Annotated in this window: 19 protein-coding genes, 1 tRNA gene and 3 rRNA genes; 17 read left to right on the forward strand and 6 right to left on the reverse strand. The window is 62.3% G+C overall.

Annotation, left to right across the window (positions count from 1 at the left end):
• Nucleotides 1-149 precede the first annotated feature (149 nt).
• The 4 genes from HSR122_RS00450 (at nt 150) to HSR122_RS00465 (ending at nt 3,026) form a co-directional block, all read left to right on the forward strand.
• Nucleotides 150-659, forward strand: a complete 510-nt coding sequence (locus tag HSR122_RS00450) for a hypothetical protein (protein WP_229110697.1) — start codon at nt 150-152, stop codon at nt 657-659.
• Between the two features lie 83 nt (nt 660-742).
• Nucleotides 743-1,615: a hypothetical protein gene (locus HSR122_RS00455; protein WP_229110698.1), complete on the forward strand. Its 873-nt coding sequence runs from the start codon at nt 743-745 to the stop codon at nt 1,613-1,615.
• Between the two features lie 15 nt (nt 1,616-1,630).
• Entirely contained in the window at nt 1,631-2,371 is a 741-nt protein-coding gene (locus HSR122_RS00460; protein WP_229110699.1) for a hypothetical protein, read from the forward strand.
• Nucleotides 2,372-2,786: 415 nt separating this feature from the next.
• Nucleotides 2,787-3,026, forward strand: a complete 240-nt coding sequence (locus HSR122_RS00465; RefSeq protein ID WP_229110700.1) for a hypothetical protein — start codon at nt 2,787-2,789, stop codon at nt 3,024-3,026.
• A gap of 31 nt (nt 3,027-3,057) precedes the next feature.
• Here HSR122_RS00465 and HSR122_RS00470 read toward each other — a convergent pair whose 3' ends face one another.
• Nucleotides 3,058-3,702, reverse strand: a complete 645-nt coding sequence (locus HSR122_RS00470) for an HAD family hydrolase (RefSeq protein ID WP_229110701.1) — start codon at nt 3,700-3,702, stop codon at nt 3,058-3,060.
• 80 nt (nt 3,703-3,782) lie between these two features.
• On the opposite strand from HSR122_RS00470, the gene HSR122_RS00475 reads away from it, so the two are divergent.
• Both HSR122_RS00475 and endA read left to right on the forward strand, forming a co-directional pair.
• Nucleotides 3,783-4,529 carry a topoisomerase DNA-binding C4 zinc finger domain-containing protein gene (locus HSR122_RS00475; RefSeq protein WP_229110702.1) on the forward strand — a complete coding sequence of 249 codons (747 nt, stop codon included), beginning with the start codon at nt 3,783-3,785 and terminating at the stop codon, nt 4,527-4,529.
• Nucleotides 4,530-4,601: 72 nt separating this feature from the next.
• Nucleotides 4,602-5,597, forward strand: a complete 996-nt coding sequence (gene endA, locus HSR122_RS00480) for a tRNA-intron lyase (RefSeq protein WP_229110703.1) — start codon at nt 4,602-4,604, stop codon at nt 5,595-5,597.
• On the opposite strand, the gene HSR122_RS00485 is transcribed toward endA, so the two are convergent.
• The 3 genes from HSR122_RS00485 to HSR122_RS00495 all read right to left on the reverse strand — a co-directional run bounded on the left by HSR122_RS00485 (nt 5,516) and on the right by HSR122_RS00495 (nt 7,705).
• Entirely contained in the window at nt 5,516-6,373 is an 858-nt protein-coding gene (locus tag HSR122_RS00485) for an alpha/beta fold hydrolase (RefSeq protein WP_229110704.1), read from the reverse strand. The two genes, endA and HSR122_RS00485, sit on opposite strands and share 82 nt — an antisense overlap.
• A 72-nt stretch (nt 6,374-6,445) precedes the next feature.
• Nucleotides 6,446-7,504: a quinone-dependent dihydroorotate dehydrogenase gene (locus tag HSR122_RS00490; protein ID WP_229110705.1), complete on the reverse strand. Its 1,059-nt coding sequence runs from the start codon at nt 7,502-7,504 to the stop codon at nt 6,446-6,448.
• Nucleotides 7,505-7,507: 3 nt separating this feature from the next.
• The gene (locus HSR122_RS00495; RefSeq protein ID WP_229110706.1) at nt 7,508-7,705 is read right to left on the reverse strand and encodes a hypothetical protein; all 198 of its coding nucleotides are present in this window, start codon (nt 7,703-7,705) and stop codon (nt 7,508-7,510) included.
• A gap of 256 nt (nt 7,706-7,961) precedes the next feature.
• Here HSR122_RS00495 and HSR122_RS00500 point away from each other — a divergent pair, with 256 nt between their 5' ends.
• The 5 genes from HSR122_RS00500 to rrf all read left to right on the forward strand — a co-directional run bounded on the left by HSR122_RS00500 (nt 7,962) and on the right by rrf (nt 14,129).
• Nucleotides 7,962-8,273 (forward strand): non-histone chromosomal MC1 family protein, encoded by a 312-nt coding sequence (locus HSR122_RS00500; RefSeq protein ID WP_229110707.1) that lies wholly within the window; start codon nt 7,962-7,964, stop codon nt 8,271-8,273.
• Between the two features lie 702 nt (nt 8,274-8,975).
• Nucleotides 8,976-10,447: ribosomal RNA gene (locus tag HSR122_RS00505) — 16S ribosomal RNA — on the forward strand.
• A 94-nt stretch (nt 10,448-10,541) separates the two neighbouring features.
• Nucleotides 10,542-10,613: transfer RNA gene (locus HSR122_RS00510), tRNA-Ala, on the forward strand.
• A 302-nt stretch (nt 10,614-10,915) separates the two neighbouring features.
• Nucleotides 10,916-13,837 (forward strand): 23S ribosomal RNA (locus HSR122_RS00515).
• Nucleotides 13,838-14,007: 170 nt separating this feature from the next.
• Nucleotides 14,008-14,129: ribosomal RNA gene (gene rrf / locus HSR122_RS00520) — 5S ribosomal RNA — on the forward strand.
• Together the 16S, 23S and 5S rRNA genes with 1 tRNA gene alongside form the textbook arrangement of a ribosomal RNA operon.
• 149 nt (nt 14,130-14,278) lie before the next feature.
• On the opposite strand, the gene HSR122_RS00525 is transcribed toward rrf, so the two are convergent.
• Complete coding sequence (locus HSR122_RS00525) at nt 14,279-15,274, reverse strand: AI-2E family transporter (protein ID WP_229110708.1); 996 nt, start codon at nt 15,272-15,274, stop codon at nt 14,279-14,281.
• A 154-nt stretch (nt 15,275-15,428) separates the two neighbouring features.
• On the opposite strand from HSR122_RS00525, the gene HSR122_RS00530 reads away from it, so the two are divergent.
• Nucleotides 15,429-16,061, forward strand: a complete 633-nt coding sequence (locus tag HSR122_RS00530) for a flavin reductase family protein (RefSeq protein WP_229110709.1) — start codon at nt 15,429-15,431, stop codon at nt 16,059-16,061.
• 134 nt (nt 16,062-16,195) lie between these two features.
• On the opposite strand, the gene HSR122_RS00535 is transcribed toward HSR122_RS00530, so the two are convergent.
• The gene (locus tag HSR122_RS00535) at nt 16,196-17,770 is read right to left on the reverse strand and encodes a uracil-xanthine permease family protein (protein WP_229110710.1); all 1,575 of its coding nucleotides are present in this window, start codon (nt 17,768-17,770) and stop codon (nt 16,196-16,198) included.
• A gap of 277 nt (nt 17,771-18,047) precedes the next feature.
• Between HSR122_RS00535 and HSR122_RS00540 the strand changes: the two genes are divergently transcribed.
• The 5 genes from HSR122_RS00540 (at nt 18,048) to HSR122_RS00560 (ending at nt 22,812) form a co-directional block, all read left to right on the forward strand.
• Nucleotides 18,048-18,749: an Sjogren's syndrome/scleroderma autoantigen 1 family protein gene (locus tag HSR122_RS00540; RefSeq protein WP_229110711.1), complete on the forward strand. Its 702-nt coding sequence runs from the start codon at nt 18,048-18,050 to the stop codon at nt 18,747-18,749.
• Between the two features lie 243 nt (nt 18,750-18,992).
• Nucleotides 18,993-19,625, forward strand: coding sequence for a helix-turn-helix domain-containing protein (locus HSR122_RS00545; protein WP_229110712.1), 633 nt, complete (start codon nt 18,993-18,995; stop codon nt 19,623-19,625).
• A gap of 323 nt (nt 19,626-19,948) precedes the next feature.
• On the forward strand, nt 19,949-20,314 hold the full coding sequence (locus tag HSR122_RS00550) for a helix-turn-helix domain-containing protein (protein WP_229110713.1): 366 nt from the start codon (nt 19,949-19,951) through the stop codon (nt 20,312-20,314).
• 274 nt (nt 20,315-20,588) lie between these two features.
• On the forward strand, nt 20,589-22,022 hold the full coding sequence (locus tag HSR122_RS00555; RefSeq protein ID WP_229110714.1) for a hypothetical protein: 1,434 nt from the start codon (nt 20,589-20,591) through the stop codon (nt 22,020-22,022).
• 13 nt (nt 22,023-22,035) lie between these two features.
• Nucleotides 22,036-22,812, forward strand: a complete 777-nt coding sequence (locus tag HSR122_RS00560; protein ID WP_229110715.1) for an ABC transporter permease — start codon at nt 22,036-22,038, stop codon at nt 22,810-22,812.
• Nucleotides 22,813-22,853 lie beyond the last annotated feature (41 nt).

Raw genomic sequence — 22,853 nt, forward strand, 5'->3', positions numbered from 1 at the left:
CCCGCGTAGCAAATTGTTGATTTTCTTCAGACGGGATATGATATCAAACGAGTGAAGGTAATTGTCCAGAAGGATGGGACAATCAAGACCGCGTTCCCGAAGTCTGGGGGTGCCGTGGAAAAATGGCTATTTGCAATTGGTGAATGGACATGACCGAAACGACAATTGAATTTAACTTCGATGAGGAGGCTCACGAGTCATTCGAAACGGGATCTAATGATCCTGCTGTCGGCGCCCGAGTTCAGATTGGGGATACGTACGTAGTTGGGGGTCCTGGCTCATATACGCGAGAGTTTATCGAGGCCTTTGTAATTGGACTTATAGAAGCTGGATTGGCTATCCTCAACGAGGAAGGGTATGTACTCGATTATTATATAGATGCGATGTATCTCGTCTTCGAGCCGATCGACGAGGAGCGGGTAAACCTTGCATTCTGCTACAGCGAGCGAGCAGTGGAAGATCCGGACTATCGAGGAAAACGATCCCCGAAACTCCACGAACCCGAAGCAGTTGCCCCCACGCGACAACTCGCTGAGGAGATCTCTTCAGCAGCCGAGACGTACCTGGATGTCGTCCAGCAGTACGACCCGGAGGCCGGTACGGACCACGTCGAACCGTTGTTGACAACATTGAAGGAGAAACTGAACGATCAGTTCTGAAAACCAATAAATGAGGATATTTCGGCGATAATTTTACGCTAGAAAAAGGTATTGCCAGCCGACGGCGTGCCTTCAGGGACCTCGTGCGGCAGACAGATACCGCCGCGGTGGAAGTCCTGGCGAAAAGCGACGGGCCAGCCCGCCGGGTAGCTGCCGACGGCGGGGTTGACAACGGCTTCCGGATCGGAATTGCCCGGGCGGCCGACAGTGAGGCGATCGACTCCTTCGACCAGATCGACGACGCGGTTCGGAAGATCGACGAGTTGGACGGGCCTGCGAACCGCCGGGCGAAGCTGTTGGTTTACGACACGGACGGTGCTGGGGTCAAACTGGTCGACGAACTGGACGATTCGACGCTACGAACAGTCCTCGATATGGATATCGACCGCGCCCGCGAACTGCGGAGCGCCTTCGCTCGACAATATGACCAAGGTAATGCTGACCTGACGCAGATCGAGAACTTCGCAAAGCATACCGACAATCTGGAGGGTATCGACGGGCTGAACAACGGCCCAGTCGATGACTTTATGCAAGCAGGTGGCTCCGGGAACGTTCGCGGTGCGCTTGACGAGGTACGACGGGCCGACGACATCGGTGCAGAAAATATCGAGCGGATGAGTCTCGAAGTCTATGATGGAAAAGAGAGAGTTGGGGAGTTAGACATTCAGGTTGAATCCGGGAAAATTGTCGAATCGAAAGGATCGTTCGGATATACGGAAGAAGGAATCAGTAATGAACTCCGGAAGAAACTCAGAACGATGAGGGTGCACGAGGACGTCCATATTGACGGAAATACGCTAGAAATCCGTGCCAATCAAGTCGGAGACAAGAACCTCATAAGAACACAAATCAACCAATGGGAAGAGACAGTAGCAACAAACGCAAAATGGAATCAAGCAAACGTCGATATCAGGATCGTTGTTGAAGATGGATCTAGAACAGTTATTGGCGGATGAATCTTGGGTGATACAATGGAAGACTACGATAGAATAGAAATCGTCTATATCTTCGATGAAGAGCCTTCCCTATCTTCATACGAATCTCTTTTCGAAGAGTTCCCGACATACCCTGGGCCAGAGTATAGTACAGACGAATTCAGCATGAGCTATCGGGATGAAAACCAGGGTGTTAACGAAGTATATGATTTCGGTAAATATGATGATGTAATCCAAGTCATCTCAACATATCCAAATTGGTCGATTAGTGTCCCATTGGCTCACGACGAGTTGACTGTAGTCTCTAATCAGGGAGGGGTTGGACTCCTCTCTGAATCTCCTCACTTCTTAGAATTCACAACATGGATTTATGGGTTAGAAGACACTGAAGACGAAGAACATCGTAATAGAGTCGAACAGCGTCGTCAAGAATTCGTCGAAGTACTTGCTCAAGCCGCAGACATTCTCGAACCGACGTGGGGCTTCGGCCGCCGCGGTGGCCTCGCTATCGGCGAGGATGAGACAATCGAAGACCTTGCGACGAGGACCAAGCCACCGCTGTACGAGTACAATGTCTTCCGAGAGGAGACAGTCGAAGCAATCGGCCGGGAGCGCGTTCTTTCAGCACCGGCATATTACGTCGAAGAACTGGATTGGGGTGGCGTTTTCATGGCCGTGACGGAACCACCGAGGCAGTGCGGCCACGAAGACCAGCCCTGCGATGAAGTCGCCGAACATTTGGGACTGCCACTGGCGAACACTGAGCGGTATCACTAACCGTTGTTGCTCTTTTAACGACGATCGGGACTGCTGACAACGTCGAAGACGATCGGCCAGCAGACGGGTCGGCACCTACTCGAGGGTGCGAGGACGACCGCGAAGCAAGTCCGATGGGCACGCCACACCAGGCGAATGGACGCAGCGACGGCTCGACTGGCTGCTGACGGCGGGGCTGATTTCCGACGGGGCGTGTACCGGGCGGCCGACAGGAACTATCGGCAGTCGCAACGATACGCCCTTAGATCAAAGTATAAAACGTCTAGGCTGGTCTCATCTCCTCTTCCGACAGTGTTAGACAGTTCCATACCACTGAGGCCGCCTGAAACGGCCGATTTTACTCGCGTAAAATGGCGCTAACGATCGGACCCCTATATGTGGGGATAGTGCGTATGCCAGGATGGGTGTCCCCGCGATGTCAAACGCATCGACTACCGAAAGTCGCCTCGAGTCGCCCGGATTCGGGCTGGCCGTCGTCCGAGCAACGATCGTCCCGACGGTCCGGTTCGTCGGCTTCTGGACAGCCGTCGTCCTGCCGTTCGTGTATCTGCCCCTCCTGTTCACCGGCCTCGACGGCGCGACGATGGACGCGTTCCTCGTTCTCCTCGTCGTGCACGTCCTCTCGCTGCTTCTCGGCCGCGAATACGGTCGGTGACACCGCGGACTCGGCCGATCGAAGCCACCCGCTACTCGAACTGCTCGAACAGCGCTGTGCGCAACCGTTCGGGACCGGACACGACGGCGTCGACGACCTCCGGGTCGATCCCGTCGTGGACACCGGCGTATCCGAGACACCGGATCCCGGCTGCGTTCGCCGCGTTCGCGCCCGTCGTCGAGTCCTCGACGGCGACGGCCACGTCGGGTTCCGCATCGAGCTCCTGTAGCGCTCGCCGGTAGACGTCCGGTTCGGGCTTGCCGCTTGGGACGTTCTCGGCGCTGACGACCGCGTCGAAGCGCCCGGTCAGGCCGAATCGCTCGAGCACGACATCGATCCACGCCGGCGGTGACGAGGTCACCAGACCGACGGCGATCCCGCGTGCCTGCAGATCAGACAGCAGATCGTCGAACCCGTCCATGAGACTCGCGCGCTCGCCGTAGATCTCTCTTGCGAGTTCGTCGAACAGCTCGACGTGTCGATCGCGGTCGACGGCGACCTCGTAGTTCTCCGCGAGGTAGTCGTAGATCTCCCGGTAGTTCATTCCCATGACTTCCTCGGGGTCGACGTCCTGTCCCGGCACAACCTCGGGGAAGAGTCGCTCGGACTCGAGTTCGGGCCAGTATCGCTCGGAGTCGATCACGACGCCGTCCATGTCGAACAGCACTGCGGGCATAGCCGTCCGTGGGTGACAGCCGGGGAAAGCGGTGGCGATTCCCCGAGCGTTTAAATCCGAAGTCGGCACCACTCGGCGGTATGCACGATTCGATCGCGGTCAGAGCCGGGGAGTGTACGAGTACGTTCGACGGCAACCGGGTTCGCGCCCACGAACAGCGCGGCCGGATGATCGTTCTGGTCAAGCCCGACAACACAGTACTGGTCCACGACGCCGACGGGTACCAGCCGGTCGCGTGGCTCACCCGCGCGGAATCCGTCGCCGTCGAGGGCGACCGGATCGAGGCTCGCGACGGCAACCAGCGCCTCCGGGTCGAGGTCCACGAGGAGTTCGCCCGCGGTCGCCATCCCACGAGCGCCGCCGGACGACCGGTCGGGGACTGTCCCGAGTGTTCTGGAACGCTCGTGCGGACGTCCGACGGCGTCTCCTGTACCGGCTGCTCGGTCCAGTTCGGACTGCCCGGGGACGCGACCGTCCTCGACGAGCGCTGTGAGTGTGGGCTCCCCCTGATGCGCGTCGAGCGCGGCCACGTCTTCGAGGTCTGTATCGACCGGGAGTGCGAGTCGCTGGACGCGACAGTCAAGCGCGCGTTCGACCGCGAGTGGACCTGCCCGAACTGCGGTGGCGACCTCCGCATCCTGCGGCGGGGCGGGCTGCTCGCCGGCTGTGAGAACTATCCCGACTGCGACACCGGCTTCGCGTTCCCGTCCGGAACGGTCGTCGGCGAGTGCGCCTGCGGGCTCCCGCTGTTCGAAACTGACGGCGGGCGGCGCTGTCTGGACGCGACCTGTTCGGCTGCCGAACTCGAACCGGCGGGCGGGTCGTAGATCACTTCGACCGACGCCTTTCGTCGGTCGATAGACCGTAGCCTCTTTGCGCGCGAGCGGGCAGGAGTACGTATGGAACTCACGCTCGACGGATCGACCGTTCGCGGCGGTCGGCAGGCACGCGAGCGGTTTCACGACGCTCGCGGGTACGGGCGCGTCGTCGACGGCGATCTGGAACTGGCTCCCGTCGAAGCCGCGCACCTCCTCTATCGCGGCGACGTCGAGACGGTCCGGGACGCCGGTTCGGGTGACCGGCTGGACTTCCGAGCGCTGCTATCCTCGGACGTCGTCTCGGAGATCGACGTGCTCGTCTACAAGGACCTGCGCGATCGCGGCTTCTACCTCTCACCGACCGACGAGCCGAACGCCGACTTCCTCGTCTATCCCCGGGGCAAGGGCCCGTGGGACGACGAGATCGCCCACCGTATTCGGGCGATTAGCGAGCGGACTGCGCTGTCGGCCCGCACGCTCGGGGAGACGGTCCTCGCCGTCGTCGACGAGGAGTCCTCGATCGCGTATCTCGAAACCGGCCGTCCCGACGTTCGAGGAACGACCGACGCTGACCTCCCGCGCGGGGTCCCGGCCGAACTGCTCGACGACCGCGTGTTCGTCTGGGAGCCGCCGGCGGTCCTGTACGAGCGCGGCTTCTACGGACAGCCGCTGGACGACGGCGGGCCACTGCAACTGTCGCTGCTCGAAGCCGCCGCGCTCGCTCGCCGTGGCGTGCTGGCGCTTCCGGCAGACGAGATCGTCGAGCGCGGCCGGACAGTCGAGGGAGAGCGCTTCGACCGACGGCTGGCGGTCTACCGTGCGCTTCGCGACCGGAACGTAGTGCCCAAGACCGGCTACAAGTTCGGTGCCGACTTCCGGACCTATGCCGACATCGAGCACGTCGAGGAACTCGGCCACTCCGAGCTGCTCGTTCGCGTCCTCCCGGCCGATCACGCCTTCGCTCCGCGGGACCTCGCGCTCGACGTCCGGCTGGCTCACGGCGTCCGCAAGCGAATGGTGTTCGCGCTCGCCGGCGAGACGATCGAGTGGCTGTCGGTCTCCCGGCTTACGCCGTGATCCGGACCCGGCGCCGATTCGCTCCCCTTCTCGAACCACGGCACCGTCACGTTCGCCAGTCGTCTGTGGGCGAGCTCGTAGGACGTCCCCGATGGCCGGTCGCCACGCTGGCCGGTGTAACTCCCGAACTGCGTGTGATTCACGCCCGACAGTTCGACGACCGTGGCGTCGGCCGGCAGATTCGCCCTGTTCCGTTCGTAGGCGCTTCGGTCGAGGACCGTATCCGCGTCGCCCGTGACGCTCAGCACCCGCAGGTCGGTTCCGGCGATCGATCGGTCACAGTAGGACCCCAGCAGGACGACGCCGGCGACGCGCTCGCGGTTCGCGCCCGCGTATCGGCAGGCCATCGCCCCGCCCAGCGAATGACCGCCGACGTACCACTGCTCGACGCCGTGTGACCCGATCACGTCCGAGGCGGCGTTCTGATCGACGACCGCGAGATTCAGCGGCACCTTTACGATGACGACCGTGACCTCGGCGTCCGTGACTAGCGGTGACAGCGAGGCCAGATACGCGTCCGGGTGGACGCGCGCGCCGGGATAGAACACGAGCCCTGTGGTCGATCCGCCGCCCGCGGGCTGCATGACGTAGCCGCCATCGACTCGCTGAAGATCGATCCGATCGTCGTTCTGGACGGACTGGACGCTCGCGTCACTGCCGTGAAACGGCGTCCCGAAATACAGCAGCAACCCCGCGACGACCAGCAGGGCGATCACGACCACCCAGACGGCCAGTCGCTCCCGATTGTGAACCAGCCACGTGCGAACCCGTCCCATCACTCGAGTGTGGGTTCGACAACGTCCTAACAGTACCGCTTCCGGAGTGTCACCGCGTGTTTCCCGTCGCCGTTACTCCTCCAGGTCGACGCCGACGGCGTCCTCGACGCTGTCGAAGCCGTCGCGCTCCAGCAGCGTCGCCAGCCCACGGTTGATATCCCGGGCGACGGTCGGCCCACGGAAAACAAAGGCCGTGTATAGCTGGACCATGCTCGCACCCGCGCGGATCTTCCGGTAGGCGTCCGCGGCGGTGAACACGCCGCCGACCCCGATCACCGGCACGTCCGTCCGCCGGGCGACGAATCGGACCGTCTCCGTCGCGGTCTCCTCAATCGGCTTGCCCGAGAGTCCTCCCTCTTCGGCGCGACTCGGGCCCTCGAGCGTCTCCGGTCGCTCCGTGGAAGTGTTCGTCGCAATTACGCCCTCCAGATCGTACGCCTCGACGAGTTCGATCGTCTCCTCCAGTGCGGGCTCGGGCAGGTCCGGCGAGAGCTTCACCAGCAGAGGGTTCGCTCCCGCGTCCCGGAGTTCACCCAGGATCCCTTCCAGGGTTTCCCGGTTCTGGAGGTCCCGGAACCCCTCCGAGTTGGGACAGGAGACGTTCACGACGAAGAAGTCCCCGCCTTCGGCGACCCGTTCGTAGGTGTCCCGGTAATCGGATGGCGCGTCTTCGGGGGGCGTCGTCTCGTTTTTCGCGAGGTTCACGCCGAGGGGGAACCCCGCGTCCGTCGATCGGAGCCGTCGGCCGACGACGTCGGCACCCTCGTTGTTCAGTCCCATCCGGTTGATCAACCCCTCGTCCTCGACCAGCCGGAACACCCGTGGACGGGAATTGCCCGACTGCGGCTCGGGGGTCACGCCGCCGACCTCGACGTGCCCGAACCCCAGGCCGTGCAACGTCTTCGGCACCTGTCCGTTTTTGTCGAAGCCGGCTGCCACACCGACCGGGTTCGGGAACTGCTGGCCGAACGCCTCGACCTGCAACCGTTCGTCCTCGACCGCGAACCCTCGCTGTAGCACTCCGGGCAGTGGCGTTCGCTCGGCCATCGCCATTCCCGTATGCGCAATCGAGTGGGCGGTTTCGGGCGGGAGCCGGAACAACAGCGGCCGGAGGCGCTCGTAGAGGCTCATCCGTCAGAACTCGTGCTCGACGTCGTCCTGATCGGCCTTCTGGATGATGATCTTGTTGTCCCGCACCCTGACGAACACCTCGTCGCCGATCTCCATGCCCGCGACGGCGAGCTCGTCCTCGTGGAGGTTGATGTGGACGTTGTGATACTCCCCGTCCTCGTCTTTGGCACCACTCGGGCTGAGCTTCTTCTTTCGCACCATCGCGCTATCTTGTCTGTTCCATCGCCACAGGACATACTTAAGTCTACCGTGCCCGACTTCGCACCGCTGGCTATCCCATTTCGGCCGTCGAACCCGGGCGCGCGTGAGACGTACACCGTCCCCCATTCGGACGGTTTCCCGGCAGTTTTCGCCACTGCACCATCCTCTCTTATAAATGAACTGGCCGACGGGACGCGATTTTGGGGGGTATATTTATAATGAATCATGTGCAGATACCACACGGAGTGGTCAAACCATGGCACCCGACCAAGACAAGCGAAACTTCGCACTCCGGGAATCGGACGGGACAGAATCCAGCGTCTTTTCAGGGAGCACCCCTCGCCAGGCCGCGCTGAAGGCCGCCCGGCGACTCGATCCCGCTCCCAGTGAAGATGCAGCCCAGCCCACGGAACTTCGACTCCGCGAGAAGGGCACGAAGAAAATCCACATCTATGACGGATGGGCCTGGCGAGAGGGGGCGCCCGATGACAAGCCCGACTGGATGCCCGACGAAATCACGAAGGGGAACGTCTCGAAGCAAGGCGTCGAACATCTCGACGAGATCTGATTCGACGTTTTCCTTTTCGTCCGTGCGCCTGTGCAGGCGCGATAACAGCACTCTCCTCAACGTGTTGCTCTCGCAGCTGGCGACGCTGCAGGTCACATCACTGTACGATTTATCGAGACGACTCCCAGCGTAGTCGGGCCGGAACGGATTTCCGACGGCCAGTTTCGTGCGGCCCGATAACAATGCGGTCTTTCATGCAGTTGGTCCCGTGTAATCGCATGACGTGGCGGCCCTGGTTCGACGCGTTTAAGTAAATCCCCCTCCTCGAACCGAGTGCACAGTGGCGCAGGGCGGACGGTTCCCGCCTGGTCACCGATCGTCCGAGCCCGGAACGCTCCGGGCGTTCGGACGGAGCATCTCCGGTCCGGCTTCCGCCGGGCCGGGACGATCCGACGCCCTTAAGTACAACAGGGCGTTCGGATGTGATGCGAACGTGGCCAGGTCGGAATCGCCGACGTCCGGCCACATCGGACCTCGAACACGCCCGGTTCGAAGGGCTTAAGACCCTTCCCAGGTAACATTCGGGTCCGGAGGAAATGAGGATTCCACCCCTGCGGTCCGCCGTACAGATGGGATCTGATGTTAGCCCTGGTAGTTCGGTGACACCCGATCGGGGTGTCGTCGAACGTGACTCAATGCGATAGCAACACACCCATCCGGGTGTGTTTCCCGCCTAACCCCCTGGCCCTTGTGGCCAGGAACATTCCGGTTGATCCTGCCGGAGGCCATTGCTATCGGAGTCCGATTTAGCCATGCTAGTCGCACGGGTTTAGACCCGTGGCGGAAAGCTCAGTAACACGTGGCCAAACTACCCTATGGACCGGAATAACCTCGGGAAACTGAGGCTAATTCCGGATACAGCTCTCGTGCTGGAGTGCAGAGAGCTGGAAACGCTCCGGCGCCATAGGATGTGGCTGCGGCCGATTAGGTAGACGGTGGGGTAACGGCCCACCGTGCCGATAATCGGTACGGGTTGTGAGAGCAAGAGCCCGGAGACGGTATCTGAGACAAGATACCGGGCCCTACGGGGCGCAGCAGGCGCGAAACCTTTACACTGCACGACAGTGCGATAAGGGGACTCCGAGTGCGAGGGCATATAGTCCTCGCTTTTCTGTACCGTAGGGAGGTACAGGAACAAGTGCTGGGCAAGACCGGTGCCAGCCGCCGCGGTAATACCGGCAGCACGAGTGATGGCCGATTTTATTGGGCCTAAAGCGTCCGTAGCTGGCCGGACAAGTCCGTTGGGAAATCGACGTGCCTAACGCGTCGGCGTCCAGCGGAAACTGTCCGGCTTGGGACCGGAAGACCCGAGGGGTACGTCCGGGGTAGGAGTGAAATCCCGTAATCCTGGACGGACCACCGGTGGCGAAAGCGCCTCGGGAAGACGGATCCGACAGTGAGGGACGAAAGCTGGGGTCTCGAACCGGATTAGATACCCGGGTAGTCCCAGCTGTAAACGATGTCCGCTAGGTGTGTCGCAGGCTACGAGCCTGCGCTGTGCCGTAGGGAAGCCGTGAAGCGGACCGCCTGGGAAGTACGTCTGCAAGGATGAAACTTAAAGGAATTGGCGGGGGAGCACTACAACCGGAGGAGCCTGCGGTTTAATTGGACTCAACGCCGGACATCTCACCGGCACCGACAGTGTGCAGTGAAGGTCAGTTTGATGCGCTTACTGGAGCCACTGAGAGGAGGTGCATGGCCGCCGTCAGCTCGTACCGTGAGGCGTCCTGTTAAGTCAGGCAACGAGCGAGACCCGCACCCTTAGTTGCCAGCAGCATCTCGCGATGGCTGGGTACACTAGGGGGACTGCCGCTGCCAAAGCGGAGGAAGGAACGGGCAACGGTAGGTCAGTATGCCCCGAATGTGCCGGGCGACACGCGGGCTACAATGGCCGGGACAGTGGGATGCCATTCCGAGAGGAAGCGCTAATCCCCTAAACCCGGTCGTAGTTCGGATTGAGGGCTGAAACTCGCCCTCATGAAGCTGGATTCGGTAGTAATCGCGTGTCAGAAGCGCGCGGTGAATACGTCCCTGCTCCTTGCACACACCGCCCGTCAAAGCACCCGAGTGGGGTCCGGATGAGGCCATCATGCGATGGTCAAATCTGGGCTCCGCAAGGGGGCTTAAGTCGTAACAAGGTAGCCGTAGGGGAATCTGCGGCTGGATCACCTCCTAACGATCGGGACTGGGACGACGTCCCAGCCCACCTCGAGTCCGTTCGCGACAGCCCGATCGGGCACCTACGAACTGCCAGGGCTAACATTCGCCGGGCCCATAGCTCAGCGGCAGAGCGCCGCCTTTGCAAGGCGGAGGCCCTGGGTTCAAATCCCAGTGGGTCCATCTCTCGTGCTCGATCCGAACCGCTCCCCTTAAGTGGGTGACGGCGCTCGAATCGGGTACGAACGACCGATGCACCACCCCGCGGCAAGCGCGGGTGGGAAGGGTTGATGCACGCACCGCTCACCCCGGGCGTGTAGATGACACCGCGTGTACGTGCGATCCAGGCGTCCACTGGACTCGTTTCATCGAGTTACAGTGACGTTGCAACTGTCCTGCAGTTGCAAACGTTGTAGTCGTTGATTCGACTACACACCGTCGCAACTGCTTTGCAGTTGCGCACATCGCAACTCATTCGAGTTGCACACACGTTGGCTACTATGCCAGCTGGTGGATAGCTCGGCTCGGAAGCCGATGAAGGACGTGCCAAGCTGCGATAAGCCCGAGGGAGCCGCACGGAGGCGAAGAACTCGGGATTTCCGAATGGGAACTCCTCACCGCAATTGCTTCGCGCAATGGGGAACGCCGGGAACTGAAACATCTCAGTACCGGCAGGAAGAGAAAGCGAACGCGATGTCGTCAGTAACCGCGAGTGAACGCGACACAGTCCAAACCGAATCCTTCGGGATATGTGGTGTTTTGGGCTGACATGCAGCGGCCGAACGTCTTCGAGAAGTCTCCTGGAACGGAGCGCGATACAGGGTGACAGCCCCGTATCGAAGTCAAGTACGCCGTGCGTCAGTTCCTGAGTAGCGGGGGTTGGAAATCCCTCGTGAATTTGGCAGGCATCGTCTGCCAAGACTAAATACTCTCCGAGACCGATAGCGAACAAGTAGCGTGAGCGAACGCTGAAAAGCACCCTCAGAAGGGAGGTGCAATAGGGCTTGAAATCAGTTGGCGATGGAGCGACGGGGCATACAAGGTCCCGCGAAGAATGACCCGGGTGCGAGCCCGCAGTAAGATTCGCGGGAAGCCGATGTTCCGTCGTACGTTTTGAAAAACGAGCCAGGGAGTGTGTCTGTTTGGCGAGTCTAACCCGAGTATCGGGGGAGGCACAGGGAAACCAACATGGCCGCAGCATTGCCAGGGCCGCCGTCTTCAAGGGCGGGGAGCCAGACGGACACGACCCGAATCCGGACGATCTACTCCTGGGCAAGGTGAAGCGTGCCGAAAGGTACGTGGAAGCCTGTTAGCGTTGGTGTCCTACAATACCCTCGCGTGACCTTGGAGTAGGGGTGAAAGGCCCATCGAGTCCGGCAACAGCTGGTTCCAACCGAAACATGTCGAAGCATGACCTCCGCTGAGGTAGTCCGTGGGGTAGAGCGACCGATTGCCGTGTCCGCCCTCGAGAGAGGTCGGCTCGGCTGTCAAACTCCGAACCTACGGACGCCGTCGACGCGGGGAGTCCGGTGCGCGGGGTAAGCCTGTGTACCATAAGGGGAACAACCCAGCGTTTGGTTAAGGTCCCCAAGTGTGGATTAAGTGTAATCCTCTGAAGGTGGTCTCAAGCCCTAGACAGCCGGGAGGTGAGCTTAGAAGCAGCTACCCTCTAAGAAAAGCGTAACAGCTTACCGGCCGAGGTTTGAGGCGCCCAAAATGATCGGGACTCAAATCCACCACCGAGACCAAACCACGTCCGTCACAGGGCGATTGCGTAGGTTGGCGCTCCGATTGGGTGGAAGCGCGGGCGAGAGCTCGTGTGGACCGATCGGTGACGAAAATCCTGGCCATAGTAGCAGCGAAAGTCGGGTGCGAATCCTGACGGCCGAAAGGGCAAGGGTTCCTCGGCACTGTTCGTCAGCCGAGGGTTAGCCGGTCCTAAGATCCGTCGTAATTCGAGCGGATCGAACGGGAAACTGGTTAATATTCCAGTGCCACCATACACTCAAAGCCGACGCCTCGGGGTAGACCGAGCCGGGCTTTCGCCCGGCCGAATCGTCCAAGCTCGTGGAAGCCGTAACGGCACGAAGCGGGCGAACGGCGAGATAGGGAAACTCGGTTCAACCTGGGGCCCGTGAAAAGGCGAGTATGGTGTCCGTACCCAGCACCGACACAGGTGCCCTGGCGGAGAAAGCCCAGGCCTGTCGGGAGCAACCGGCGTTAGGGAATTCGGCAATTTAGCCCCGTAAGTTCGCGATAAGGGGTGCCTGCCTCGGGAAGAGGCAGGTCGCAGTGACTTGGAGGCTCGGACTGTCTAGTAACAACATAGGTGACCGCAAATCCGAAAGGACTCGTACGGTCACTGAATCCTGCCCAGTGCGGGTATCTGAACACCTAGTACAATAGGACGAAGGACCCGTCAACGGCGGGGGTAACTATGACCCTCTTAAGGTAGCGTAGTACCTTGCCGCTTCAGTAGCGGCTTGCATGAATGGATTAACCAGAGCCTCACTGTCCCAACGCTGGGCCCGGTGAACTGTACATTCCAGTGCGGAGTCTGGAGACCCCCAAGGGGAAGCGAAGACCCTATAGAGCTTTACTGCAGGCTGTCGCTGGGACACGGTCGCTGATGTGCAGGGTAGGTAGGAGACGTTACACAGGTGCGTGCGCTAGCACGTCGCCGAGTCACCCATGAAACACTACCCGTCAGTGACTGTGACCCTCACTCCTGGCGGAGGACACCGGTAGCCGGGCAGTTTGACTGGGGCGGTACGCGCTCGAAAAGATATCGAGCGCGCCCGAAGACCATCTCATCCGGGTCGGAGACCCGGAGAAGAGCGCAAGAGCATAAGATGGTTTGACAGTGTTCTTCCCAACGAGGAACGCTGACGTGAAAGCGTGGTCTAGCGAACTCATTAGCCCGCTCGATGCGGGCAATGAATGACAGAAAAGCTACCTTAGGGATAACAGAGTCGTCACTCGCAAGAGCACATATCGACCGAGTGGCTTGCTACCTCGATGTCGGTTCCCTCCATCCTGCCCGTGCAGAAGCGGGCAAGGGTGAGGTTGTTCGCCTATTAAAGGAGGTCGTGAGCTGGGTTTAGACCGTCGTGAGACAGGTCGGCTGCTATCTATTGGGGGTGTCATGGTACCTGACGGGAACGCCCGTATAGTACGAGAGGAACTACGGGTGGTCGCCACTGGTGTACCGGTTGTCCGAGAGGGCAGTCGCCGGGCAGCCACGCGACACGGGGTAAGAGCTGAACGCATCTAAGCTCGAAACCCACCTGGAAAAGAGGTACCGCTGAGGTCACTCGTAGAAGACGAGATCGATAGACTCGGGGTGTGCGCGTCGAGGCAACGAGACGTTCAGCCCGCGAGCACTAATCGACCGAAGCCACCATTCATACGCACTGTGACTCGGAGTGGTTGATCGAAGCCATCGGAGCGCTTGTCGCTCCGTACTTTGATCGACCACGATCCTGAAACGAGTCCAGGCGCAATCTGGATCGCACGTACACGCGGTGTCCACCACCGACGATTGGCATGACGACGGTTCGATTCCGTCGGTCGGCGTTAAGGCGGCCACAGCGGCGGGGCGACTCCCGTACCCATCCCGAACACGGCAGATAAGCCCGCCTGCGTTCCGGCGAGTACTGGAGTGCGCGAGCCTCTGGGAAACCCGGTTCGCCGCCTCCCATTCATATCCAACCCTCACACAGCAACGGCTGTGTGGGGGGTTTTCGTCATTATACCGACACTCGCGACTGCAGGCCAGCCGCGGCAGCAGTTCGACCATGTCGTCTTCGGCGCTCGGTCGCACTGATGAACCGTTAGAGGAGTCACTATCAGTCGGTCGCCAGGTGCGGATAGCGTTCGTCGGCCAGCAGTATCCCGACTTCAGCGAGCAGTCCCACCACGACGGGCCCGGCGATGACGCCGACGACGCCGATCGAGAGGATGCCGCCGACGAAGCCGATGAAGTAGAGGCTGCCGGGCATCTTCGCCGTGAGCGAGGCCAGTTGCGGCCGGATGAGTGCGTCGGGGAGGAACCCAATCAACACGAGTCCGAGCACCGCGACCACGATCGCACCGGCCGTGTTCCCGATGGCGAGTTCAAACCCGGCGATCGCAAGTACGAGCACGCTGGGTCCGATGATCGGGATGAACTGGAGGATTCCGCTGACGACCGCGAGCGAGAACGCCGCCTCGTAGTCGAGCGCCCAGAACAGGACGAACGCGACGAGGAAGGTTCCGAACGCGGTCGCGGCCTGTAACACGTAGATCGCGTACAGCGTCGCACGGAGCCGCTCGTGCAGTGCGAACACGATGTCGTGATACTCCCTAGGTATCGGACGCAGTAGCGCCTGTGCGACGTCGTCGGGCCGGACCAGCAGCGCGTACACCAGCAACACGAACAGGAAGAACTTGAACCCCAGCGCCGGCGTCGAACTGGCGATCGACAGCGCCAGCGACTCACCGACCTCGGTCGCCTGGGTGCTGATCTCGCCGAGCGTGAGCGTGTAGGTCATCCCCAGTGCCTGAACCGTCACCTCTTCGGGGACCGTCTGCAGCAACGAGAACAGTTGATCTTGCCGCACGTACAGGACGATCCCGACCGGCAAAATGACCAGCGCGACCGCGACGAACGCCAGGCCGGTGCTCGCCGCGGCCGCCGTTCGCCGTCCCAGGCCTCGTTTCATGAGCCGCTTGCGCACCGGATAGAGCACGTACGCGACAGTGATCGCGAAGAAAATCGTCCCGAACACGGCCCCGAGGATGACCGTCGACAGCGCCCCTAACACGACCAGCAACCCTGCAAGCACCGTGACACGCCGAACCATGTCCGCCTGTTCGCCAGACGGGCCTAAACCGTTTTCTCCGAGCCACGCTCCCGCGCAAATGCAACGATCGACCGTGAAGATATCAGCAATCGGACAAAATATCCCCGGATATCGGGGCCAAACTCTTTCCAGTATTGGGATGTATACCGAAGATATGGACTCACAGCAGGGTCTCGGCAACGATCATCCCGTGGTCGAGCTCGAACCGGACGACTTCGGCGGCTACGAGCTGTTCGTGACGCTCGGACGGCTGGTCACGCCGCGTCCGGTCGGCTGGATTTCGACCGTGAGCGAGGACGGCCAGGACAACGTCGCGCCGTACAGTTTCGTCACGCCGGCCAGCGTCGACCCGCCGGTCCTCGTGTTCACCGCAGCAGACCACCAGAACGGGGAGATGAAAGATACCGCACGCAACGCCATCGACACCGGCGAGTTCGTCTACAACGTCTTCACGGCCGGGCTGCTCGACGAGATGAACGACAGCGCTGCTGACGTCGACGACTCGGAGTTCGAGACGGCCGACATCGACCACACCGACAGCGAGGTCGTCGAACCCAGGCGCGTCGTCGGCTGTCCGGCCTGGCTCGAGTGTTCGGTCCGCGAGACCATGGAGATCGAGGGTACGCAGGTCGTCTTCGGCGACGTCGAGCACGTGGGCATCCGGGAAGACTATCTCGACGACGCCGACCTCCCCGACGTCGAACACATCGAACAGCGCGTGCTCGGACATCTCATCGACGAGCATTACACGCGTCTGGAACTGCTCGAAAAACAGCAGCCGGAGTGATACTGGTGGCTATCCGTTCGTAACGATATCCGGTACGACGGCGTGCCAGATCAGTTCGAAACGGTATCGCCACCAGTATGGATTTCTTCCCGACCGCCCGACGAGGTGGTCGACGCGGAACACGACGGATACGATCAGTCGTCGCCGGACATCGGCGGCGAGTCGCTGGACCAGCGGTCCCGGGCGCGGTCGAGCGCCGAGTCGAAGGCGTCCTCGCCCTCGGAGAGGCGCTCCCAGTCAGTCAGTCCACGCTCATCGCGCGTGCCGGGGACCGTGTTGTCGAGCACGAACGCGATGATGCCGCCGACGGCCATCTCGACGCCGCCGACGATGTACACCGTCCGGGAGACGAGTTCGGTCTCGAGGATCCCGCCGAGCAGCGGCACGCCGCCGACTCCCTGTCGGAAGAGCTCGTATCCGCTGTCGACAGCGTCCATCGAGCCCGCGGCGGCGTCGAGGTTGCCGAAGTACGTCGGGACAGCCATCCCGGCAAACAGCGCGATCCCGATGATGAAGAGGTTCCGCGAGGAGTCCAGATCGACGTACTTCAGGTTCGAGAGCCCGACGGCGACGATCTGGCCGAACATGGCGATGTAGAGCCCGCCGACGATCGGGCCGGGGATCGTGGCGATGACCCGACCGAAAAACGGGATCACGCCGACGATCAACATGGCGACCGCGCCGATCTGGACGACGAACCGCGACGCGACGCCGGTGAGCCCGATCGCACCGATGTTTTCCGAGTACGACGTCGACCCGCCCGTGCCCATCAGCCCGGCGAAGACGTTGGCGATGCCCTCCATGCCGATGCCGTGGTTGATCCGGCGCTTCGAGGGCGCACCGACGCCGGAGATCCGAGAGACAGCGTGATAGTCGGCGAACGACTCGATGATCGAGGCGAGCACGCCCGCGAACATACCGATCGCGAAGGAGAGTTCGAACCGCGGCAGCCCCCACTGCAGCGGGTAAGGGACGTACACGAGCGTCTCGGTGCTCAGTTCGCCGAAGTCGATCGCGGCGGGGTCTCCTGCAGGGATAACGCCTGTCGCCGAGCCGACGGCCGCGACGAGCCACGCGCCCGCGATCCCGAGCAGGACAGGATAGAGGGAGAACACCCGCGAGACCCGATCGAGGTATTGCGAGAAGACGACGATGAAAAGCAGCGTCAGTCCGAGGAGATACCAGTTGTTCGTCGCGGCGGTGACGTCGCCCGTCGAGAACAGCGACAGGCCGATCAGCGCCACGACCGGCGCGACGACGACCGGCGAGAGGTACTCCCTGATCTTGCCGACGAGGCCGAAATAGCCGATGACGATTTCGGCCGCACCGGCCGTGATGATCGCCCCCTGCAGGAACAGAAGTCTGGATTCCCAGCCCACCATTCCCTCGAGCAACGGCGCGGCAGCGAGAATCGCCACCGCCGGAGCGAGCATCGAGAACGGCGCGCCCTGCACGATCGGATAGCGGTTGCCGAACGTGGTCTGGGCCAGCGTCGCCACCCCGCTGACGACGAAGAACGTGCCGATGAACTTCGCCTGCGCCGACGCGGGCATCCCTTCGCCCAAGAAGCTGATCAGGATGAGCGGAACGGCGATGTTCGCCCCGATCATCGTCAGGTAGTGCTGAACCCCGAGCAGGATCGACCGTCTCAGCGGGGGCCGATCCTCGATCCCGTATTTGACGAGTGCGTCTGACTCGCTGTCTCCCATCTCTGTCCACCGGGTGGACCCACCAGTAGGAAAAAGCGTCGAAGCACCGCCGCTGAGCGATATAAACGACTATTAGGAATGCGGTAGATGTCTGGGGTATGCGAACGCGACACTCACACGTCGAGGAGTGGGCGTCGCTGCTAGACGCAACTGTCCCGGACGAGACGCGCGACCGCTGTCCGGACGACCGGGCGTCGTGAGCGGCTCCGCCGACGGACCGTCCAGCCGGCGGCGCTCGCCCGCGTCTTTTTTCGGCATCGACGTCGAACGGTCACACATGAGCGACTTCGACGAGGAAGCCGAACGCGAACGGCTGCGCGAGCAGTACGAGCGCGAGGAGGAGCGACGCGAGGCGACCGAGCGCATGAGTGAACTCCTGTTGAAGGGCGCGACGATGACGAACGTCCACTGTGAGACGTGCGGCGACCCGATCTTCCGCTACGAGGGCCAGCTGTTCTGCCCGACCTGCGAGGAAGTCGTCGACGAGAACGGCACGAAAGTCGGCGACAGCGCCGACGCGGACGAGTCGGGGGCCGAATCGGAGTCGGAGTCCGAGGCGGAGCCGGCCGAGCCCGAACCCGAATCGACTGTCGAGTCCGGGTCGGAAGCCGAGTCTGAACCGGCGACTGCGTCGGGGGAGGATGTTCCGGACACCGACAGCGCGGAGGCCGCGGACGAGACTTCGCCCCGGGAGTCGGAGTTGCCCGAGCGCCGCGAACAGCCGGGCGTCCCCGACCGCGACCGGAGTCCCGGCGAGGAGCTGCGCCGTCCGGATCCGCCGGCTCGTCGCGAGGAGTTCGAACGCGAGGCGAGCGACGAGCGCGACGACCTCCAGCAGGCGAAAGCGTCGCTGCGCCGGAGCCTCCTTCGGTTTGCCCGCGAGGCCGAGCGCGCCGACGACCCGCGACGCGCCCGCGAGTCGCTGGAGGCCGCCGGCGAGGCCGCCGACGCGCTGGTCACTGTCTCCGAACTGCGGTGATACGCAACGGGCGACTGTCGCGGCCGCGCGTCCATCGCGTTGCCGGTTTCGGATATCCTAATTTTGAATAATTGGACAGCCGCTACGCGAATCAATGTGTGTGGCAAAAGTCAATCACGGCTGTCGTCACAGATACAAGCATCGAGGTCCGGCATAGAAGCACGTATATGTGAAGGCGACAAATTCTCCCACACTGAAACCATGGGCTCCGAGAGTATTTCGGATGAATCATATGGGACGACCATGGCGGACGGACCGCCGATCACCGCGACGCTGGCGGTCGAACCCCCGCCGGAGGCCGACTGCGTCGTTGTGAGCGCGACCGATGACGTCGACATTCAGGACCACAACCTCACGTTCTCGCGGTCCACTGGAAACGGCGACCTCGAGGACGGCACGTGCAATACCAAAGTCGTCGAGGAGGAGGAGGGGGTGTTCTCCGATCGGTACGTCCGCTCGGACGTGGCGAGTGGCTGTTTCTGTCTCGTCTTCCACGAGGTCGATTGCGTGCCCTCGATCGAGCGCGTCCAGGGCAACCGGATCGTCATCTCCGTGCTGTTGCCCGACCGCGAGACGCTTCGGGAACTCGTCAGTCGGCTCCGCGAGGGAGGTTCCAGCGTCGACGTCTACGGCATCACCCAGTCGAACGTCGAAGGCACCGAATCGATCGTCATGGACGTCACCGACATCACCGACAAACAACGAGAGGCGCTGATGGTCGCCGTCGAGGAGGGGTACTACGACACGCCCCGCAACGCGGATCTGGAGGTGCTGGCCGACCGACTCGACATCTCGAAGTCGGCCGTCTCCCAGCGACTCAAGTCGATCGAGTCGAAACTGATCCACAAGCTCGTCGACCACTGGTCGATCGACTGACACGGGTTATCGTAGCGGCTGATCGGTATACCTGTCATCTCTATGCTATTTTTGGCGGTGGGGGATTTGAAACAGTGTAAAATGAAGGTAAATCTTCTCGCTGACGGCACACGGACGTGTGTGTATGAGCACGTATACGACATCCGGCCAGCGCGGGGGATGGTCGGCACGCGCCGGCGGTCGGAAACGGGTCCGACGGACGACGACGCCCGGGCGAGCGACTGATACTGCCGGCTGTAACAAACTGAAGGAACTCGCCACCCCAGGGTGGCGAATATCTTTACGAACTTACAGCCGGCAGTATGAACTGACGGGTGAGTTCGATGGCTGACTCCGACCACCCGCTGTTCGTGACGCTGAAGGTCGAGGACCGGTCGGCCCTGCAGCACGTCGTCCGTCAGTACTCCCGGCTAGAGTCGGAGGTGAAGATGATCTCGATCGTCGATCCCTCCCGCGAGGACGTCAATTGCCTGTCGATCGACGTCAGTGACGTCACCGAAAAGCAGTGGGAAGCGCTGGAGGTCGCACACGAACTGGGCCACTACTCGACCCAGCGAGGCGGCAACCTCTCGGACATCGCCGACGCGCTCGGCATCTCGAAGTCAGCGGCGTCACAGCGGTTGCGGGCCGCCGAGAGCAAGATCGTCTCCGCGATTCTCGGCGCGACCCAGATCACGGAGACTGTCTAGTCGCGGATCCACCTCACCAGTCCCAGAGATCCCTCCCACGACGGCATACGATCACTGTTACAGGTGAGCGGCAAGTACCTTCCGCCGTTCGCGTTCCGCGGTCGGCCCTGATACTGGTGGCGATACCATTTCGAACTGATCTGGCACGCCGTCGTGCCAGCTATCGTTACGAACGGATAGCCACCAGTATGACTGTCGGCAGTTCCCGACCCAGTGTTAAACCGCTGTATATTACAGCCGAACCGTTTTGCCCGAGGTATCAATAGACCCTCGCATGGCAGACGATCGACTGTCTTCGGAAGTCAGAGACAGGCTACAGGAACGCCGGGACGAGCAGACGGCCTCGGGCACGCTGGTCGCCAGCGACGAAGAGGCGTACGTCGGTGACACGATCACGCTGCGCGGGCTCAATCTCCCCGCCGATACGGAGGTCGACGTGATCTGGAAGACCGTCGAGGGGCGGTGGGGCGTCCTGCAGGCGAACGAGGTCGTCGGCGCGCAGTACCGCCCGCGAACAGTCACAGCGTTCACTGCGAGGACCGACGCGGACGGTCGCTTCGAGCGCGACTGGGAGATCCCCGAGGACTACGGCGGCGAGCACACGATCGAACTCCGGACCGACGAGGACGGCCCGCCGCTGGCGAAGACAACTATCGCCATCACGCCGTGGTTCGAACTCGACCGCACGGAAGCGCCGCTCGGCGAGTTCTTCACGATCACCGGCTACGGCATCGGCCCGAACGTCCTCGAGAACAACTACCAGATCGCCTGGGACAACGGGACGATGGGCTTCATGACCGGCGTGATCAACCGCGGCACGGCGACCGCGCGGGTTCGGGCGGTCGGGCCGGTCGGCTCCCACGAACTGCAGGTCTGGCGCAACTACCGGGGCGTGCCCTTCCTCCAGAACAACACCCAGTCGCCGTTCGGCGAGGTCGCCGGCGGCCGCCAGTACGCTTGGTCGGTCGAGGTGACCGACCCCGAGAGCGAACCGGAGACGGCGTGGGTCGAATCGATGTTCGACGAGGCGCCGCTGCCGGCGCACATGCCCGACCCGGATCGCGAGACCGAGGCCGAACTGGAGATCTCGCCCCAGTGCGGCCAGCCCGGCACGGACACGGTCCTCACGGGCCGGGGGTTCCCGCCCGAACAGCGCGTCGATCTGGTCTGGCACACCCACGAGGGCCACCGTGTGAAGGACATCCCGATCACGCCCGAGCCGGTTCCGGGTGTGCTCCCCTCCGTCGAAACCGACGAGGAGGGGTCCTTCCAGCTCGAGTTCGAGGTGCCGAAAGACCGCGGCGCGACCCGACCGATCACCGCGATGATCGACGGCGAGTCGGTCGCCGTCACCGGGTTCATGCTCCAGCCCGAGATCACCAGCATCGCCCCGACCAGCGGTCCCTCGGGCACGGAGATCGAGATCGCGCTGTCGGGGATCGGCTGGCCCATCTACGAGAACGCCTACTACTTCCTGTACGACAACAAGCCGCTGGGCTACATCTGCGGGCTTGAGGCCAAGATCAACGAGACGGTGCTGCGGGCGGCCGGCGAGCCGGGCTGGCACTTCATCGACGTCTATCCCAGCCTCTTCGACGTGCAGGACGACGAGCCCAACTTCGAGCTGATCCCGCATCTCTCGTATCTCGACAACCACCCCGTCCGGCCCCTGCCGGGCCTGCACATGGCGTTCGAGATCACCGAATAGGGCCCACGCCAGCATGCGACGGGACCGACTCTATCAGGCGGGTTCGCTCGCCGTGCCGCTACTCACGTGGCAGCTAGCGGCGGGTGTGTTCGGGCTCGTCAGTCCCTCGCTGTTGCCGCCGCCGCTGACCATCGTCGAGACGACGGCGACGCTGCTGACACAGGAGGGGTTTCGTTCGGACGTGCTGGTAACCCTCCAGCGGACGCTCGTCGCCTCGCTGGTCGGGTCGACGCTCGGGACGGTCGTCGGCCTGGCGATGGGCTGGAACCCGCACATAAAGGCCGTTCTCTCGCCGCTGGCGGCGGCGATCTTCCCGCTGCCGATGATCGCACTGTTGCCGCTGGTGATCCTGCTGCTCGGGAGCACCGAGACCGCGCTGGTCGTCACTGCCGGCCTCGGGACCTTCTTCGTGGTGCTGTGGAACGCGATGGACGGGGCAAGCGGGATCGAGAGCGTCCACGTCGACGTCGCCAGGGACAACGGCGCGACCTCGACCTATCGACTCTTCCGGGAGGTGTTGCTCCCGGGCTCGCTCCCGCTGGTGCTGGTCGGACTGCGCCTCGGGTTGAGCACCTCGCTTCTGATCGTCGTCGCCGTCGAGCTGGTCGCCGGGGGCAGCGGTCTCGGCAACTTCCTGTGGATCGCCTGGATGTCCTACGACATCACCGCGCTGTACGCCGGGCTGGTCGTCAGTGCCGTCCTCGGGATCGCCTTCACTTACGGACTCGGCGCGATCGAACGGCGACTCGTCCCCTGGCACGCGGACAACCGACGGACTGTCGTCCTGTGAGGAATCGGCGCTCGGCGACGGGATATAAAACGCCCTGAAAT

Source organism: Halapricum desulfuricans (assembly GCF_017094525.1).
Classification (GTDB): domain Archaea; phylum Halobacteriota; class Halobacteria; order Halobacteriales; family Haloarculaceae; genus Halapricum; species Halapricum desulfuricans.